This window comes from Streptomyces sp. NBC_01017 (assembly GCF_045162795.1).
GTDB lineage: Bacteria > Actinomycetota > Actinomycetes > Streptomycetales > Streptomycetaceae > Streptomyces > Streptomyces machairae.
Map to the genome: position 1 here is coordinate 8,244,373 of NZ_CP108683.1, position 16,404 is coordinate 8,260,776.

The window sequence follows — 16,404 nt, forward strand, 5'->3', positions numbered from 1 at the left end:
AGCGGGATGTTTCATTGTCGACACATCTGCCCGGTCCGGCGGATTGTGTTGCTGCGGACCGCCGACACGCCATAGAGTCGCCGACTGTCGGCATGGTGCCACGCTGACCTGTCTAGAAGTTTCCTGGTCACCAAGGAGGTAAGACGACTTGTGAATGAGTCGACATTTTCTCCCGGGGGTGGTCAACCAGGAATGCCGGTACGGGACCAGGGTCCCGCGGGATTCGAGGCTGTCGGCTCCGTTGCGGTGCGCACCTTCGCAGCCCACCAGAGTCACCAGATCTCAGGGTTGACTCAGACAGCACACCAGAGCATGGATGGCCATCACGTGAACGCCATGGCCGGCGACGGAAGTGGCGCGCCCCACAACCAATTCGCCGTCTACGACGAACTGCCCGACGGGCACTTCTACGACCCCGACGCGGAGTACGAGCCCGACCCCGAGTACGCGGCCACGCTCGCGCCCGACGCTGCCCGCCAGCGCCGCGAGCGCGTCGGTCCGACCGGGCGTCCGCTGCCGTACTTCCCGATCCCGGGTCCACTGACCGACCACGGCCCCGCGAAGATCATCGCGATGTGCAACCAGAAGGGCGGCGTCGGCAAGACCACGTCGACCATCAACCTGGGTGCCGCGCTCGCGGAATACGGACGCCGGGTCCTGCTCGTCGACTTCGACCCACAGGGCGCGCTCTCGGTCGGCCTCGGCGTCAATCCGATGGAGCTCGACCTCACGGTCTACAACCTGCTCATGGAGCGGGGCATGTCGGCCGACGAGGTGCTCCTGAAGACAGCGGTCCCGAACATGGACCTGCTCCCGAGCAACATCGACCTGTCGGCCGCCGAGGTGCAGCTGGTGAGCGAGGTCGCGCGCGAGTCGACACTCCAGCGCGCCCTGAAGCCCCTGCTGCCGGACTACGACTTCATCGTGATCGACTGTCAGCCCTCGCTGGGCCTGCTCACGGTGAACGCGCTGACGGCCGCCCACAAGGTGATCGTGCCCCTGGAGTGCGAGTTCTTCGCCCTGCGCGGTGTCGCACTGCTGACGGAGACCATCGAGAAGGTCCAGGAGCGGCTCAACCCCGAGCTGGAGCTCGACGGGATCCTCGCCACGATGTACGACTCGCGCACGGTCCACAGCCGCGAGGTCCTGGCCCGTGTGGTCGAGGCGTTCGACGATCACGTCTACCACACGGTCATCGGGCGCACGGTCCGCTTCCCGGAGACCACGGTCGCCGGTGAGCCGATCACCACGTACGCGTCCAACTCGGTCGGCGCCGCCGCCTATCGTCAGCTCGCCAGGGAGGTGCTCGCCCGGTGTCACGCCGAGTGAGTCTGCCGGGGGCCGACGAACTGTTCCGTACGACAGGGGGTATGGCGCTCCAGCCGTCCACTCCCCGGCGCCCGGCCAACGGCGAGGCCCGGGTGCCGGCTCCCGCGGGGGAGAGCGACAACGCCGCCGCCGAGGACGTGCCGCAGTCGGTGCCCGCGCAGGGCGGAGACGGTGACGGCGCGGAGCATGTGGCGGCCGACGCCGAGTCCGTCGATGCCGGTGAGTCGCGCAGCCGGGCTGCCGCCGCGGAGCGCTCCGCTCGGCGGCAGGGGGCGCAGGAAGGTTCTGCCGGGGCGTCCGCGAATGCCGTGGGCGGTTCCACCGCGTCCGGTGCGGCTGCTTCTGCCGCCGCCTCCGCCGCGCCGCGCAAGCGTGGACGGCAGGCCTCGCGCCGGCCCAGTGGTCGCGAGCGGCACGACGAGAAGATCACCGTGTACGTCTCCGCCGAGGAACTCATGGATCTGGAGCACGCGCGTCTGGTGCTCCGCGGTGAGCACGGGCTGGCCGTCGACCGCGGGCGGATCGTCCGCGAGGCGGTGGCCGTGGTGCTCGCGGATCTGGAGAGCCGCGGAGACGCCAGCATCCTGGTACGACGGCTTCGCGGGCGGTAGCGGTAGCCTGCGGGGGCTATGACCTCGAACGACGTTCCCGCCACCGGTCCCGGTGCATCCGGCGGTCGTCGGCGTGCGCTGGGCCGGGGGCCGGGCGCTCCGTGGGTCGAGCCGGTTCTGTCACCTCCTGCGCAGGCGGTGCCTGCTCCGCCCGCGGCGGAGAGCGAGTCATCGCCTGAGGCCGAGTCTTCGGCTCCGGCCGGTGGGCACGACGGGGGTGGTGATGGCGGAGTGCCGCCTGCTGCCGAACCCGCGGAAGCACCCCCCGACCGCCAGGAACCCGACGACGGCGTCTTCAAGGTCCGGCTCTCCAACTTCGAGGGCCCCTTCGACCTCCTGCTCCAGTTGATCTCCAAGCACAAGCTCGATGTCACCGAAGTGGCGTTGTCCAAGGTGACCGATGAGTTCATGGGGCACATCAAGGCGATGGGGCCGGACTGGGATCTCGACGAGACGACCGAGTTCCTGGTCGTCGCGGCGACCCTGCTCGACCTCAAGGCGGCGCGGCTGCTGCCTGCCGCCGAGGTGGAGGACGAGGCCGACCTCGCGTTGCTGGAGGCGCGGGATCTGCTGTTCGCGCGGCTGCTGCAGTACCGGGCGTACAAGCAGATCGCCGACATCTTCAGCCGGCGGCTGGACGACGAGGCCCGGCGCTATCCGCGGACCGTCGGGCTGGAGCCGCAGCACGCCGAGCTGTTGCCCGAGGTCGTCATCAGCATCGGGGCGGAAGGATTCGCCAGGCTCGCGGTCAAGGCGATGCAGCCCAAGCCCAAGCCGCAGGTGTACGTCGATCACATCCACGCGCCGCTCGTCAGCGTGCAGGAGCAGGCGGGGATCGTCGTCGCGCGGCTGAAGGAGCTCGGCGAGGCCAGCTTCCGTGCCCTGGTCGAGGACACCGACGACACCCTCACCGTCGTAGCGCGATTCCTGGCTCTGCTGGAGCTTTATCGCGAGAAGGCCGTCGCCCTCGACCAGGAGATCGCTCTCGGCGAGCTCATCGTGCGGTGGACCGGTGGGGCAGGGGACGGGGAGCCCCTGGTGACCGACGAGTTCGACCGGCCGCCCGAGCCGCCCAAGGAGGAGAAGAAGGCGTGAGTGAGGAGACCACCGAGCTTCCGGCCGGGTTGCGCGGCGTCGCGGACCTCGACCTGAAGCCCGCCCTGGAGGCGATGCTCATGGTCGTGGACGAGCCCGCGACCGAGGAGCGCCTCGCAAAGCTACTGGAGCGGCCCCGTCGGAAGATTGCCGACGCTCTGCGGGAGCTGGCCGACGAGTACGCCGTGCAGGGCCGTGGCTTCGAGCTGCGGTTCGTGGCCGGCGGCTGGCGTTTCTACACCCGCGCCGAGTATGCGGCCGCCGTCGAACGGCTGGTGCTCGACGGCCAGACGGCCCGGCTCACGCAGGCTGCGCTGGAGACGCTCGCGGTCGTCGCATACCGCCAGCCGGTCAGCCGTAGCCGGGTCTCGGCCGTGCGCGGAGTGAACTGTGACGGTGTGATGCGCACCCTCCTGCAGCGTGGGCTGGTCGAGGAGGCGGGCACGGAACCCGAAACAGGTGCGATCCTGTACAGGACGACGAACTACTTCCTGGAGCGGATGGGCCTGCGCGGTCTGGACGAGCTCCCGGAGCTCGCGCCCTTCCTCCCGGAGGCGGAGGCGATCGAGGCCGAGACCCAGGAAGGCGTTCCGTCGTTCGACCCGGACGCTCCCGATGACGGTCCGGGCGTCCCGGCACCCCGGGGCACCGACGACGTAGACGACCAGACGGAACTTTGATGCGAAGCAGCAGCGGCAGGAACAGCAGCGGAAACAACGGCGGGAGCCGTGGTGGCAACAGCGGCGGCCGCGGCGGAAGCAGCGGTGGCCGCGGTACCAACCGCGGCGCCGGGACCAACCGCGACGACAAGCAGGGCGGCCGGCCGAAGAGGCCGCGCCCGGAGGAGCGGCGCTACGACGTAGGCCCCGGCGCCACCCAGGACGGCCCGAAGTCGGGGCGCGGCGCCTCTGCGCGCGGCGGCGCCAAGGGCGGTCCCAAGCAGGGCCAGGGCACCGGGCGCGGCCGTACGGCTCCGGCGAGTTCGCGCGAGTACGACGCGCGGGCCGAGGAGCGCAACCGTGAGCGCTACGCCGGCAAGAAGGACGTCAAGCTGCCCAAGACCTTCCCTGGCGCCGAGCAGGAGGGCGAGCGGCTGCAGAAGATCCTCGCGCGTGCGGGCTACGGCTCGCGGCGTGCCTGCGAGGAGCTGATCGAGCAGGCCCGGGTCGAGGTCAACGGCGAGATCGTCCTCGAGCAGGGCAAGCGCGTCGACACGGAGAAGGACGAGGTCAAGGTCGACGGCCTGACGGTCGCGACGCAGTCGTACCAGTTCTTCTCGCTGAACAAGCCCGCCGGTGTCGTCTCGACGATGGAGGACAACGAGGGCCGGCAGTGCCTCGGTGACTACGTCACCAACCGGGAGACGCGGCTCTTCCACGTCGGGCGGCTCGACACCGAGACCGAGGGCGTCATCCTGCTCACCAACCACGGCGAGCTGGCGCACCGGCTGACCCACCCCAGGTACGGCGTGAAGAAGGTCTACCTCGCGCACATCGTCGGCCCGATCCCGCGCGACCTGGGCAAGCAGCTCAAGGACGGCATCCAGCTGGAGGACGGGTACGCGCGCGCGGACCACTTCCGGGTCGTCGAGCAGACCGGCAAGAACTACCTGGTCGAGGTCACCCTGCACGAGGGCCGCAAGCACATCGTGCGCCGCATGCTCGCCGAGGCGGGCTTCCCGGTCGACAAGCTGGTGCGGGTCGCCTTCGGGCCGATCACGCTGGGCGACCAGAAGTCGGGCTGGCTGCGGCGGCTGTCGAACACCGAGGTCGGCATGCTGATGAAGGAAGTCGACCTGTAGGCCGGATCCCGGTCCCACGCGTGCGAATCGGCCGGTTCCGGATGTGCTCCGGGGCCGGCCGATTCGTTTTCGCCGCTCCGCCGGTCTGTATCGGTGACGGAGGGAGCGGGGATGAGTACGACCACTGCGGACCGTGACGAGTTCGACCGGCTGACCGACCCGTACCGGCGGGAGCTGCTCGCGCACTGCTACCGGATGCTGGGGTCGGTCGACGAGGCCGAGGACCTGGTGCAGGAGACGTATCTGCGGGCCTGGCGGTCCTACGACGGCTTCGAGGGCCGGGCGTCCCTGCGGACGTGGCTGCACCGGATCGCCACCAACACGTGTCTGACGGCGCTGGAGGGCCGGGCCCGCCGTCCGCTGCCCTCGGGGCTCGGCGGGCCCGCAGAGGAGCCCGAGGAGCCGCTGAGGGCCCCTGTGACGGACGTTCCGTGGCTCCAGCCGCTGCCCGACGCGCTGGTCGACCCGGCGGGCGTCGTCGCCGCGCGGGGAAGTCTGCGCCTCGCCCTGGTCGCGGCCCTTCAGCAGCTGCCCGCGCGGCAGCGGGCCGTCCTCATCCTGCGGGACGTGCTGGCCTGGCGGGCGCCCGAGGTGGCGGCGCTGCTCGGCACGTCGACGGCGGCGGTGAAGAGCAGCCTCCAGCGCGCGCGTGCCCGCCTCGACGAGGTGGCTCCCGACGAGGACCTCGTCGAGGAACCCGAGGGCGCCACCGACCGCGCGGTGCTCGACCGGTACGTGGCCGCCTTCGAGAACGCCGACGTGGACTCGCTGATCGGGCTCCTCAAGGACGGCGTCGAGCTGGAGATGCCGCCCTTCCTGGAGTGGTACAGCGGCACGAAGGACGTGCTGCGGTTCCTGCACGCGCGTGTTCACGAGAAGGGCACCCTGCGGATGCTGCGCACGCGTGCGAACGGGCAGCCGGCGGTGGCGATGTACGTCCGCGGGGAGGACGACGTCCTGCGGGCGCACTCCCTGCAGGTGCTCACGGTGCGGAAGGGGCTCCTGGCCCGGATCACGGCCTTCCTCGACCCGGCGGACCTGCTGGACCGCTTCGGGCTGCCCGAGGAGCTGTCATGAACTCCGGGGAGCTGCTGGAGCGTTCGCTCGCCTACGCGCTGGGCAGCGTCGCCGGGTCCGAGTCCGCGAGCCTGACGCGCGGGACGCCCTGCGCCGAATGGGACCTCGGGGAGCTGCTCGGGCATCTCGACGACTCACTGGACGCGCTGTACGAGGGCCTGACCGGCGGGCGGATCGGGCTGATCCCGCGTGCCGACCGGGCCTGCGGCTTCCGCACGCGCGCGTGCGCGGTGCTCGGCGCCTGGTCGGCCGGGCCCGCCGAGGAGCGTGTCCTGGTCGGTGAACGGCCGCTGGACGTAAGGGTGATGGCAGCCGTGGGCGCCGTCGAGATCGCCGTGCACGGGTGGGACGTCGCCCAGGCCTGCGGCCGGCCCAGGCCCATCCCGCGCGCGCTCGCGGCCGAGCTGCTGAGCATCGCCCGCTGTGTGGTCGCCGAGGAGGACCGGGGCGTGCGGTTCGGCGCGCGGGTCGAGGTGCCGCCACGCGCGTGTGCCGACGTCCGGCTGCTGGCCTTCCTGGGCCGCCGCGATTCCTTTCCGGAGTGAGCCGGGTCTGCCTTCCGTGAGTGACCCGTAGTGATCTCACGGAAGGCATCGTCATGACCGAGACGCTGAAAGCCCCTCTCCTGCCGGCATCCGCCGCACAGGCGCCCACGCGCCGCGGCTGGACCGTCGCCCTCGCCGGGCTCGGCGCGCTGCTGTGCTCGCTCGACGTCGTGGTCGTCGCCACCGCGCTGCCCGCGCTGCAGGCCGACTTCGGGGCGAGCCTGTCCGAGCTGGAGTGGACGATCAACGCCTACAACCTCGTCTTCGCCTGTCTCACCCTGACCGGCGCCGCGCTGGGCGACCGGTTCGGACGGCGGCGGATGTACGTCGTGGGCCTCGCCGTCTTCACGCTCGCCTCGGCCGCGGCGGCCCTCGCCTCGGGCCCGGGCCAGCTCATCGGCGCGCGCCTGCTGCAGGGCGCGGGGGCCGCCGTACTGCTGCCGCTCACCCTGACCCTGATCAGCGAGGCGTTCCCGGCCGAGAAGCGGGGCGTCGCCATCGGCATGTGGGGCGGCGTGACCGGACTCGGCGTGGCCGCCGGGCCGGTGCTGGGCGGGGCCGTCACCGAGGGCCTGTCGTGGCAGTGGATCTTCTGGCTGAACGTGCCCATCGGGCTGGCCATGATCCCCCTCGCCGCCCGCAAGCTGGGCGAGAGCCACGGCACCCGCCCCCAACTCGACCTCGTCGGGCTGGTGCTGGCGGCCGTGGGTCTCACGGGCCTCGCCTGGGCACCGGTGCGGGCGCCCGAGGCGGGCTGGGGGAGCGCCGAGGTACTGGCCGCGCTGGCCGTCGGGGTCGTGTTCGTCGCGGCCTTCCTGGGCTGGGAGAAGAACGGCGCCCGCTGTCCGATGCTGCCGCTGTCCCACTTCCGGCGGCGCGGCTTCTCGACCGCCAACGCCTCCGCCTTCCTCCTCTTCGCCTCGCTGCTCGGCGCCCTCTTCATGATCACGCAGCTCTTCCAGCTGGGCCTCGGCTACTCCCCGCTGGAGGCGGGCGTCCGGATCCTCGTCTGGAACGCCACGCCGCTGCTGATCGCGCCGATCGCCGGAGCGCTCGCCGACCGGTTCGGGACCCGGCCGTTCATGCTGGGCGGCCTGCTGCTCCAGGCGACGGGCCTCGCGCTGCTGGCCTGGCTGGTCGAACCCGGCGTCGGATACGGCAGCCTCGTCGTTCCGCTGATCGTCGCGGGCGTCGGCATCTCCATGGTGTTCCCGAGCGTGGCCAACGCCGTGACCTCGTCCGTCCCGCTGGGCGACGCGGGCGTCGCGGCCGGCGTCAACAACGCGCTGCGCGAGCTGGGCGGCGTCTTCGGGATCGCGATCGCCGCAGCCGTGTTCACGACGTACGGCGGCTACGGCTCGCCGGAGTCGTTCATCGACGGAGCCGGGGCGGCGCTGTGGGTGACGGCGGCCGCGGCGGCCGTGGGAGCGGGGGTGGCGGCGTTCGCGCCCTCCCGCGCGCGGGCCTAGCGATACCCGGTCAGGGCTTGCGGCACTCACCCCACCCTCTTTATAGTCGTACTGACCATTAAGGGGGTGGGTTCGCATGGACTACGACAAGTACGCCCACGAACCTTTCGCCGTCACCGCCGACCTGGCCGTCCTCACCATCCGCGACGGCGTCCTGCACGTCCTGCTCGTCGAGCGCGGGCAGGAGCCGTACCGGGGGCACTGGGCGCTGCCCGGCGGGTTCGTGCAGCCGGACGAGTCGGCGGAGACCGCCGCCCGGCGCGAACTCGCCGAGGAGACCGGCCTGTCGGACGTCTCCGGACTGCACCTGGAGCAGCTGCGGACCTACAGCGAACCCGACCGCGACCCCCGCATGCGGGTCGTGACGGTCGCCTTCGCCGCCCTGCTGCCGCACCCGCCCGAACCGCACGGCGGCAGCGACGCCGCGCAGGCACGCTGGGTGCCGTACGACACGGCAGGTCCGCTCGCCTTCGACCACGACCGGATCCTGGCCGACGCCCATGAGCGCGTCGGCGCCAAGCTCGAGTACTCCAACCTCGGCACGGCATTCTGCCCACCCGAATTCACGCTCGGCGAGCTGCAACAGGTCTACGAGACCGTGTGGGGCACCGCCCTCGACCGGCCCAACTTCCGCCGCAAGGTGCTCGCCACGCCGGGCTTCGTCGAGCCCGTGCCCGGCGCCGCCCGGCTCACCGGCGGCCGTGGCAAACCGGCCGCGCTGTACCGCGCCGGTGCCGCCGCCACCCTCCACCCGCCCCTGCTGCGGCCCACCCCGGAAGGACGCCCCGCATGACCACGACCACCGTCCGCAAGCGCGCCGCCACCGGCTCCCTGCTCGGCCTCGCCCTCGGGGACGCGCTCGGCTTCCCGACCGAGTTCAACGACGTGCCGTCGATCCTCGCCAAGTGCGGGCCGTGGCGCGAGATGGAGCTGCCGACGCCGGCCATCGTCACCGACGACACACAGATGACGCTGGCGTTGGGCAAGGGGCTGCGGACGGCGATGGACCTGGGCGTGCTCGGACCCGAGGCGATGGTGGAGCCGGTACGCGCGGAGTTCGTGGCCTGGAATCGGTCCCCGGAGAACAACCGGGCTCCGGGCAACACCTGCCTCATGGCCTGTGACCTGCTGGAGCGCACTGACATGCCCTGGCAGGACGCGAGCCGGATCGGCTCCAAGGGCTGCGGCGCCAACATGCGCGTGGCACCGATCGGGCTCGTCCCCGGTCTCAGTGACGAACAGCGCGCGGGCGCCGCCCAGTTGCAGTCCGCGCTCACCCACGGGCACCCGACAGCCCTCGCCGCCTCCGACCTGACCGCGCACGCCGTACGCCTGCTCGCCCAGGGCGCCGAGCCGACCGGACTGGTCGGGCTGCTGCGGTCGTACGCCTACGAGAACCGCACCCGCTACCACGAGCGCTGGCTCGGCGACCTGTGGACCCGCAGCCAGGACCCCACCCCCGAGCACTTCATCACGCGAGGCTGGGACGAGTGCCTGGGGATCCTGGACCGGCTTCAGGACGCCGTACGGACCGTCTCGCCGGAGACCGATCCGTGCCTGGCCACCGGCGAGGGCTGGATCGCCGAAGAAGCCATGGCCTGCGGCCTGTTGTGCTTCCTGTGGTTCGTCGACGAGCCACTGACGGGCCTGCGCCGGGCCGCCTGTACGTCGGGCGACTCGGACTCGATCGCGTGCCTGACGGGGGCCTTCGCGGGCGCGTATCTGGGCGCGGACGCCTGGCCGACCGAGTGGGCGGACCGGATCGAGTACCGGGGTGATCTGCTGACCCTCGGAGCGCTCTGGGACGCTTGACGGATGATCGACGCCCTGGACATCGACCTCACGCCCGTCGTCGCCGAGCAGCCCGACCCGGTGCTGTTCGCGACCGTCTCCGGCGCGCATCTGTACGGCTTTCCGTCCCGCGACTCGGACGTCGACCTGCGGGGCGTGCATCTGCTGCCGGCCGCCGACCTCGTCGGGCTGCGGGAGCCGGACGAGACGCGGTCACGGATGTGGGTCCGGGACGGCGTCGAGATGGACCTGGTCACGCACGACCTGCGCAAGTTCGTCAGGCTGATGCTGCGCCGCAACGGCTATGTGCTGGAGCAGCTGCTCTCGCCGCTCGTCGTGCACACCACGGACGCCCACCGTGAGCTGGCCGAGCTGGCACCCGGCGTCCTCACCAGCCACCACGCCCATCACTACCGGGGTTTCGCGAACACGCAGTGGCGGCTCTTCGAGAAGACCGGCGAGCTCAAGCCGCTGCTCTACACCTTCCGGGTGCTGCTCACCGGCATCCATCTGATGCGCAGCGGTGAGGTGCAGCCGCATCTGCCCACGCTGGTCGGGGAGACCGTCCCGGGCGCGCAGGCCCAGGCGCCCGGCTATCTGCCGGAGCTGATCGCGGCGAAGGCGGAGCAGGAGCACGGGCCCGCCGACGTCGACCACGCGCGCGTGGCGGCCGACGTCGAGCGGCTGCACGGTCTGCTCGACGAGACGCAGGCGGCCTCAGCCCTGCCCGACGCCCCGAGCGTCCACGACGCCCTGCACACCTTCGTCGTACGGACCCGGCTGGAGAGCTGACGCGCGGCGGACGCGGATCAGGAAGTCCTCGACCCGGCGGCGGTCCGGCTCGGCCGGGAGCGGGCTGTGGTGGACGGCTTCCTCCGCCTCCCTCGCCAGACGGGTCATCCGGGACTCGACCTCCGGCCAGGGGACCTCGCCGCGCTTGACCTCCAGCAGCGGCTCGCGATCGTCACCGACGTCGATCGTCAGACGTCCGGTGCGCAGCAGGCCGCGGGCGCTCGTCAGGAGACGGAGGAGGTGCATCGCGTGTTTCCAGCGCGGGGCGCCGTGGGAGCGGACGTCCGCCTCCAGCTTCTTGCGCTGGCCCAGTGCGTAGCGCGTGAACGTCTCGAAGGCCTGGCGGGACAGGAACGCCTCGCGCAGGGCCAGGAGCTCGCGGCCCGTGTCGTCGACGTGCTCCACGAGCGGGGAGTGCAGGCACTCCAGGATGTTCGGGTTGGCGCGCAGGGCGAGTTCGCAGAAGCGCTCCAGTTCCCAGCTGAACTGCTCCTCCAGCGGGCCGTCGATGTGCGTCGGCGGCTTGTCGAAGCGCCAGAAGAGCGGCGTGGGGGCGAGGAACACACCCCTGCGGTCGGTGTCGCTGCCGTCCGTCGCCAGGCCGAAGGAGCGCGAGCCCATCACACAGGCATAGATCGTGTGGTCGCGGACCAGGGTCTCGGGGCGCATTCCCCGGAGCGTACGCGGCGGATCACACCAGCCGGATCGAATTTCCCTCCACGACGATGTTCTTCGCCGGCAGCGGCTTCGTCGCCGGTGGGTTGGCCACCGCGCCGTCCGTGATCTTGAACTTGCTGCCGTGGCACGGGCAGTTGATCGTTCCGTCCGAAACACTGCCGACCAGGCACTGCTGGTGGGTGCAGATGGCGGAGAAGGCCTTGAAATCGCCCTGCTCGGGCTGGGTCACCACGACCTTCTCGTCCTTGAAGATCGTGCCGCCGCCCACCGGGATGTCGGAGGTGGAGGCCAGTTCCTGGCCCTCCTGGCCGTCCTGACTGTCCTGGTCGGGCGAGGTGGTGGGGGTCGAGTCGGTCGACCCGCCGCTGTCGTCGGAATCGCCGCAGCCGGCGACGAGCGCCGTCGCACCCGTCGCACCGGTCGCGATGAGGAGCGTGCGCCGCGTCGGACGGTAGGTCATGTCGTCACTCCGAATGTGCGGAAGAACCAGAGGGCGGAAGAACCGGAGGGCGGAAGCGCTTCGCATGGATCAACAGCATCTTTGCACTCAAACCATCAAAGAAGAAGCAACCTGGGATCAGATGCAAGAAAACGCCCATTTCGTATTCTGGTGACCTCCGGTGTCTCAGGGGGCGGGCGACGTGCCTGGGCGGCACATGGGCTGACTAGGCTGGACAGCCGAAGAGTCGATCCGTACGTCAGCAAGGAGCAGCGCCGTGGCGGTACGAGCGGTCCGGGGGGCCGTCCAACTGGAGCAGGACGAGGCCGGTCACATGGACGAGCAGGTCGGGGCCCTGCTCACCGCGATCCTGGAGCGGAACGACCTCACCGCGGACGACGTGATCAGCATCTGGTTCACGGCCACGCCCGACCTGCACAGCGACTTCCCGGCGGCCGCCGCCCGCAAATTGGGCAACGGCTTCGCCGACGTACCGCTGATCTGCGCCCAGGAACTGGACATCGAGGGCGCCATGCCCCGGGTCGTACGGGTCCTCGCGCACATCGAGTCCGACAAGCCCCGCGCCGACATCGCGCACGTCTACCTCGGTGCCGCGGCCGCCCTGCGCAAGGACATCGCCCAGTGAGAACCGCACTCGTCATCGGCACCGGCCTCATCGGCACGTCCGCCGCCCTCGCGCTGGCGAGCCGCGGCGTCGTCGTCCACCTCGCCGACCACGACCCCGAGCAGGCCCGTACGGCGGCCGCGCTCGGCGCCGGCACGGACGAGGCACCCGACGGCCCCGTCGACCTCGCGATCATCGCCGCCCCGCCCGCCCATGTGGCCGGGGTGCTCGCCGACGCCATGCGCCGGGGCGTGGCCCGCGGCTACCTCGACGTGGCCAGCGTCAAGGGCGGGCCGCGCCGTGAGCTGGAGGCGCTGGGCCTGGACCTGTCCTCGTACATTGGTACGCATCCCATGTCGGGGCGTGAGAAGTCCGGCCCCCTGGCCGCGAGCGCCGACCTGTTCGAGGGCCGACCCTGGGTGCTGACGCCGACCCGCGACACCGACACCGAGGTGCTGAACCTCGCCCTGGAGCTGGTCTCGCACTGCCGGGCCGTGCCGGTGGTGATGGACGCCGACGCCCACGACCGCGCGGTGGCCCTCGTGTCCCACATGCCGCACCTGGTGTCCAGCATGGTCGCCGCACGTCTGGAGAACGCCGAGGAGACGGCCGTACGGCTGTGCGGTCAGGGCATCCGTGATGTGACGCGGATCGCGGCCTCCGAGCCCGGGATGTGGATCGACATCCTCTCCGCGAACCCGGGGCCCGTCGCCGACCTGCTCACCGATGTCGCGACCGACCTGGAGGAGACGGTGCGGGCACTGCGGGCGCTGCAGTCCTCCGACGAGGACAAGCGGCTGGAGGGCACGTCCGGAATCGAGGGCGTGCTGCGGCGGGGGAACGCCGGGCAGGTGCGCGTTCCCGGCAAGCACGGGGCCGCTCCCCGGATCTACGAGGTCGTCGCCGTGCTGATCGACGACCAGCCGGGACAGCTGGCGCGGATCTTCGCGGACGCGGGGCTGGCCGGGGTCAACATCGAGGACGTACGGATCGAGCATGCGACCGGGCAGCAGGCGGGTCTGGTCCAGCTGATCGTGGAGCCGAAGGCGGCGCCGGTGCTGTCGGCGGCGCTGCGGGAGCGGGGCTGGGCGATCCGTCAGTAGGGGTCCCGCCCCCGCCGCCGTGCCCCGTGGCCGTCCGGACGAGCCACGGGCGGCCGGACGAGTGACGCGCACCCAGTAACCTTGTGCGGGGCGCCCTCGCGTCCCCACACTCCCGTCACACCGCATCTGGAAGGTGTCCCCCCGTGGAAAACGGTGCCGCCAAGCCCGTGATTGTCGCCATCGACGGCCCCTCCGGCACGGGCAAGTCGAGCACGTCGAAGGCCGTTGCCGCACAGCTCGGGCTGAGCTACCTCGACACCGGCGCCCAGTACCGGGCGATCACCTGGTGGATGGTGGCCAACGGGATCGACATCGAGGACCCGACCGCGATCGCCGCCGTGGCCGGCAAGCCGGAGATCGTCTCCGGCACCGAGCCGGGCAACCCGACGATCACCGTCGACGGCACCGACGTCTCCGGCCCGATCCGCACCCAGGAGGTCACCTCCAAGGTCAGCGCGGTCAGCGCGGTGCCCGACGTGCGGGCCCGGATCACCGAGCTGCAGCGCACCCTGGCGACCTCCGCGGAGGCCGGCATCGTCGTCGAGGGCCGTGACATCGGTACGACCGTGCTGCCCGACGCCGACCTGAAGATCTTCCTCACCGCCTCCCCGGAGGCCCGCGCGGCCCGCCGCAGCGGTGAGCTGAAGGGCGCCGACGTCAACGCCACCCGTGACGCGCTGGTCAAGCGTGATGCGGCGGACTCCAGCCGCAAGACCTCGCCGCTCGCCAAGGCGGACGACGCGGTCGAGGTGGACACCACCGAGCTCACGCTGCAGCAGGTCATCGAGTGCGTCGTCACGCTCGTCGAGGAGAAGCGAGCAGGGAAGTGAGCCATTCGTCCGAGCGGGGTGCCGACGTCGGGAGGCGCATCGGCGTCGGCCTGATGTACGGGCTGTGGCGGCCCCGGGTCCTGGGCGCCTGGAAGGTGCCGCCGACCGGGCCGGTGATCTTCGCGGTCAACCACAGCCACAACATCGACGGGCCGATGGTGATGGGCGTGTCGCCCAGGCCCGTGCACTTCCTGATCAAGAAGGAAGCCTTCGTCGGCCCGCTCGACCCCTTCCTGACCGGCATCGGCCAGCTGAAGGTGGACCGCCACTCCGCCGACCGCACGGCGATAACGCAGGCCCTCGACGTGCTGTCCAACGGCGGCGTCCTCGGCATCTTCCCCGAGGGCACCCGCGGTGAGGGCGACTTCGCCTCGCTGCGTGCCGGGCTCGCCTACTTCGCCGTGCGCAGCGGGGCCCCCGTCGTCCCGGTCGCGGTGCTGGGAAGTTCCGAGAAGCGGGGACGGTTGATGAAGGGGCTGCCGCCGCTGCGCCACCGCGTCGACGTCGTGTACGGCGACCCGTTCGAGGCGGGCGACGGCAGCGGTCGGCGTACGCGCAAGACGCTCGACGAGGCGACCGAGCGCATCCAGAAGCAGCTCACCGCGCACCTGGAAAACGCCAGGCGACTGACCGGTCGCTAGGCGACACTGAGTAGTGGATCAGCAGGGCGACAGCCGAGCGGTCCACCGATCACCACGATGAACGACGAGGTACGGACTTCATGAACGACCACATCCACTCCGAGGGCTCGCCCGAAGGGCACGACCACGGAGAGCTTGGCGACGCCGAGTACGCGGAGTTCATGGAGCTCGCCGCGGAAGAGGGCTTCGATCTCGAGGACGTCGAGGGTGCCATCGAGGCGGCCGGTCACGGACCGCTGCCCGTGCTCGCCGTCGTCGGCCGGCCGAATGTCGGCAAGTCGACACTCGTCAACCGCATCATCGGCCGCCGCGAGGCCGTCGTCGAGGACAAGCCCGGCGTCACCCGCGACCGCGTGACCTACGAGGCCGAATGGGCCGGCCGCCGCTTCAAGGTCGTCGACACCGGCGGCTGGGAGCAGGACGTCCTCGGCATCGACGCCTCCGTGGCCGCGCAGGCCGAGTACGCGATCGAGGCCGCCGACGCCGTCGTCTTCGTCGTGGACGCCAAGGTGGGTGCCACCGACACCGACGAAGCCGTCGTACGACTGCTGCGCAAGGCCGGCAAGCCCGTGGTGCTGTGCGCCAACAAGGTGGACGGCCCCAGCAGCGAGGCAGACGCGACCTACCTGTGGTCCCTGGGCCTCGGCGAGCCGCACCCCGTCTCCGCGCTGCACGGCCGTGGCACCGGCGACATGCTGGACTCCGTTCTGGAGGCCCTGCCGGACGCGCCCGAGCAGACCTTCGGCGGCGCCGGGATCGGCGGCCCCCGCCGTATCGCTCTCATCGGCCGCCCGAACGTCGGCAAGTCCTCCCTGCTGAACAAGGTGGCGGGCGAGGAGCGCGTCGTCGTCAACGAGCTGGCCGGCACCACCCGTGACCCGGTCGACGAGCTCATCGAACTGGGCGGCGTGACCTGGAAGTTCGTCGACACGGCGGGCATCCGCAAGCGTGTCCACCTCCAGCAGGGCGCCGACTACTACGCCTCGCTGCGCACCGCGGCCGCCGTCGAGAAGGCCGAGGTGGCGGTCATCCTGATCGACGCCTCCGAGTCCATCTCGGTCCAGGACCAGCGCATCGTGACGATGGCCGTCGAGGCGGGCCGCGCGATGGTCATCGCCTACAACAAGTGGGACACCCTCGACGAGGAGCGCCGCTACTACCTGGAGCGGGAGATCGAGACCGAGTTCGGCCAGGTCGCCTGGGCGCCCCGGGTGAACGTCTCGGCGTCCACCGGCCGCCACATGGAGAAGCTGGTCCCGGCGATCGAGACGGCCCTCGCGGGCTGGGAGACCCGGGTCCCGACCGGGCGGCTCAACGCCTTCCTCGGCGAGCTGGTCGCCGCCCACCCCCACCCGATCCGCGGCGGCAAGCAGCCCCGCATCCTGTTCGGCACCCAGGCCGGCACCAAGCCCCCGCGGTTCGTGCTCTTCGCCTCCGGCTTCATCGAGGCGGGCTACCGCCGCTTCATCGAGCGCCGGCTGCGTGAGGAGTTCGGCTTCGACGGCACGCCGATCCACATCTCGGTGCGGGTGCGCGAGAAGCGAGGCAAGAAGAAGTAGCGGCAAGAGCTGCTCAAGG

The 16,404-nt window shown here is 71.2% G+C and carries 18 protein-coding genes; 16 read left to right on the top strand and 2 right to left on the bottom strand.

The window, feature by feature from the left end; genetic code table 11:
- Positions 1 to 192: 192 nt before the first annotated feature.
- From OG331_RS37855 to OG331_RS37905, 11 genes are all read left to right on the top strand, one after another.
- Positions 193 to 1,329, top strand: coding sequence for a ParA family protein (locus tag OG331_RS37855; protein ID WP_147996875.1), 1,137 nt, complete (start codon positions 193 to 195; stop codon positions 1,327 to 1,329).
- A complete protein-coding gene (locus OG331_RS37860; RefSeq protein WP_365063208.1) occupies positions 1,314 to 1,940 on the top strand; it encodes a hypothetical protein in 627 nt (208 codons plus the stop codon). The genes OG331_RS37855 and OG331_RS37860 overlap by 16 nt, the downstream gene beginning before the upstream one ends.
- Before the next feature lie 18 nt (positions 1,941 to 1,958).
- Positions 1,959 to 3,035, top strand: a complete 1,077-nt coding sequence (locus OG331_RS37865; protein ID WP_406205066.1) for a segregation and condensation protein A — start codon at positions 1,959 to 1,961, stop codon at positions 3,033 to 3,035.
- Positions 3,032 to 3,715 carry an SMC-Scp complex subunit ScpB gene (gene scpB / locus OG331_RS37870; protein ID WP_328882594.1) on the top strand — a complete coding sequence of 228 codons (684 nt, stop codon included), beginning with the start codon at positions 3,032 to 3,034 and terminating at the stop codon, positions 3,713 to 3,715. The genes OG331_RS37865 and scpB overlap by 4 nt, the downstream gene beginning before the upstream one ends.
- Positions 3,715 to 4,836: a pseudouridine synthase gene (locus OG331_RS37875; RefSeq protein WP_406205069.1), complete on the top strand. Its 1,122-nt coding sequence runs from the start codon at positions 3,715 to 3,717 to the stop codon at positions 4,834 to 4,836. Before scpB ends, OG331_RS37875 begins: the two co-directional genes overlap by 1 nt.
- 111 nt (positions 4,837 to 4,947) lie before the next feature.
- Complete coding sequence (locus OG331_RS37880) at positions 4,948 to 5,913, top strand: sigma-70 family RNA polymerase sigma factor (protein ID WP_406205072.1); 966 nt, start codon at positions 4,948 to 4,950, stop codon at positions 5,911 to 5,913.
- On the top strand, positions 5,910 to 6,458 hold the full coding sequence (locus OG331_RS37885) for a TIGR03086 family metal-binding protein (RefSeq protein WP_406205075.1): 549 nt from the start codon (positions 5,910 to 5,912) through the stop codon (positions 6,456 to 6,458). Before OG331_RS37880 ends, OG331_RS37885 begins: the two co-directional genes overlap by 4 nt.
- 53 nt (positions 6,459 to 6,511) lie before the next feature.
- Positions 6,512 to 7,927 (top strand): MFS transporter, encoded by a 1,416-nt coding sequence (locus OG331_RS37890; protein WP_406205077.1) that lies wholly within the window; start codon positions 6,512 to 6,514, stop codon positions 7,925 to 7,927.
- A gap of 76 nt (positions 7,928 to 8,003) precedes the next feature.
- Positions 8,004 to 8,720, top strand: a complete 717-nt coding sequence (locus OG331_RS37895) for an NUDIX hydrolase (RefSeq protein WP_406205080.1) — start codon at positions 8,004 to 8,006, stop codon at positions 8,718 to 8,720.
- On the top strand, positions 8,717 to 9,739 hold the full coding sequence (locus tag OG331_RS37900; protein WP_406205082.1) for an ADP-ribosylglycohydrolase family protein: 1,023 nt from the start codon (positions 8,717 to 8,719) through the stop codon (positions 9,737 to 9,739). Before OG331_RS37895 ends, OG331_RS37900 begins: the two co-directional genes overlap by 4 nt.
- A 3-nt stretch (positions 9,740 to 9,742) precedes the next feature.
- Entirely contained in the window at positions 9,743 to 10,510 is a 768-nt protein-coding gene (locus OG331_RS37905; RefSeq protein WP_406205085.1) for a DNA polymerase beta superfamily protein, read from the top strand.
- Here OG331_RS37905 and OG331_RS37910 read toward each other — a convergent pair.
- Positions 10,436 to 11,179, bottom strand: coding sequence for a DNA polymerase beta superfamily protein (locus OG331_RS37910; protein WP_406205088.1), 744 nt, complete (start codon positions 11,177 to 11,179; stop codon positions 10,436 to 10,438). The genes OG331_RS37905 and OG331_RS37910 overlap by 75 nt on opposite strands.
- 22 nt (positions 11,180 to 11,201) lie before the next feature.
- The gene (locus OG331_RS37915; protein ID WP_406205091.1) at positions 11,202 to 11,648 is read right to left on the bottom strand and encodes a Rieske (2Fe-2S) protein; all 447 of its coding nucleotides are present in this window, start codon (positions 11,646 to 11,648) and stop codon (positions 11,202 to 11,204) included.
- Between the two features lie 256 nt (positions 11,649 to 11,904).
- On the opposite strand from OG331_RS37915, the gene aroH reads away from it, so the two are divergent.
- From aroH to der, 5 genes are all read left to right on the top strand, one after another.
- A complete protein-coding gene (gene aroH, locus OG331_RS37920; RefSeq protein WP_406205094.1) occupies positions 11,905 to 12,273 on the top strand; it encodes a chorismate mutase in 369 nt (122 codons plus the stop codon).
- Positions 12,270 to 13,355 (top strand): prephenate dehydrogenase, encoded by a 1,086-nt coding sequence (locus OG331_RS37925; protein ID WP_406205096.1) that lies wholly within the window; start codon positions 12,270 to 12,272, stop codon positions 13,353 to 13,355. The genes aroH and OG331_RS37925 overlap by 4 nt, the downstream gene beginning before the upstream one ends.
- Before the next feature lie 143 nt (positions 13,356 to 13,498).
- A complete protein-coding gene (cmk, locus tag OG331_RS37930; protein WP_406205099.1) occupies positions 13,499 to 14,185 on the top strand; it encodes a (d)CMP kinase in 687 nt (228 codons plus the stop codon).
- Between the two features lie 53 nt (positions 14,186 to 14,238).
- The gene (locus tag OG331_RS37935) at positions 14,239 to 14,826 is read left to right on the top strand and encodes a lysophospholipid acyltransferase family protein (RefSeq protein WP_406210565.1); all 588 of its coding nucleotides are present in this window, start codon (positions 14,239 to 14,241) and stop codon (positions 14,824 to 14,826) included.
- 80 nt (positions 14,827 to 14,906) lie between these two features.
- Positions 14,907 to 16,385, top strand: coding sequence for a ribosome biogenesis GTPase Der (gene der / locus OG331_RS37940; protein ID WP_406205101.1), 1,479 nt, complete (start codon positions 14,907 to 14,909; stop codon positions 16,383 to 16,385).
- Positions 16,386 to 16,404: the final 19 nt, after the last annotated feature.

Coding starts and splice junctions, on each gene's coding strand:
- OG331_RS37910 (WP_406205088.1), bottom strand. CDS start 11,179: ATGCGCCCCGAGACCCTGGTCCGCGACCACACGATCTATGCCTGTGTG.
- OG331_RS37885 (WP_406205075.1), top strand. CDS start 5,910: ATGAACTCCGGGGAGCTGCTGGAGCGTTCGCTCGCCTACGCGCTGGGC.
- OG331_RS37895 (WP_406205080.1), top strand. CDS start 8,004: ATGGACTACGACAAGTACGCCCACGAACCTTTCGCCGTCACCGCCGAC.
- OG331_RS37935 (WP_406210565.1), top strand. CDS start 14,239: ATGTACGGGCTGTGGCGGCCCCGGGTCCTGGGCGCCTGGAAGGTGCCG.
- OG331_RS37865 (WP_406205066.1), top strand. CDS start 1,959: ATGACCTCGAACGACGTTCCCGCCACCGGTCCCGGTGCATCCGGCGGT.
- OG331_RS37875 (WP_406205069.1), top strand. CDS start 3,715: ATGCGAAGCAGCAGCGGCAGGAACAGCAGCGGAAACAACGGCGGGAGC.
- OG331_RS37905 (WP_406205085.1), top strand. CDS start 9,743: ATGATCGACGCCCTGGACATCGACCTCACGCCCGTCGTCGCCGAGCAG.
- der (WP_406205101.1), top strand. CDS start 14,907: ATGAACGACCACATCCACTCCGAGGGCTCGCCCGAAGGGCACGACCAC.
- OG331_RS37855 (WP_147996875.1), top strand. CDS start 193: ATGCCGGTACGGGACCAGGGTCCCGCGGGATTCGAGGCTGTCGGCTCC.
- OG331_RS37890 (WP_406205077.1), top strand. CDS start 6,512: ATGACCGAGACGCTGAAAGCCCCTCTCCTGCCGGCATCCGCCGCACAG.
- OG331_RS37880 (WP_406205072.1), top strand. CDS start 4,948: ATGAGTACGACCACTGCGGACCGTGACGAGTTCGACCGGCTGACCGAC.
- OG331_RS37915 (WP_406205091.1), bottom strand. CDS start 11,648: ATGACCTACCGTCCGACGCGGCGCACGCTCCTCATCGCGACCGGTGCG.
- OG331_RS37900 (WP_406205082.1), top strand. CDS start 8,717: ATGACCACGACCACCGTCCGCAAGCGCGCCGCCACCGGCTCCCTGCTC.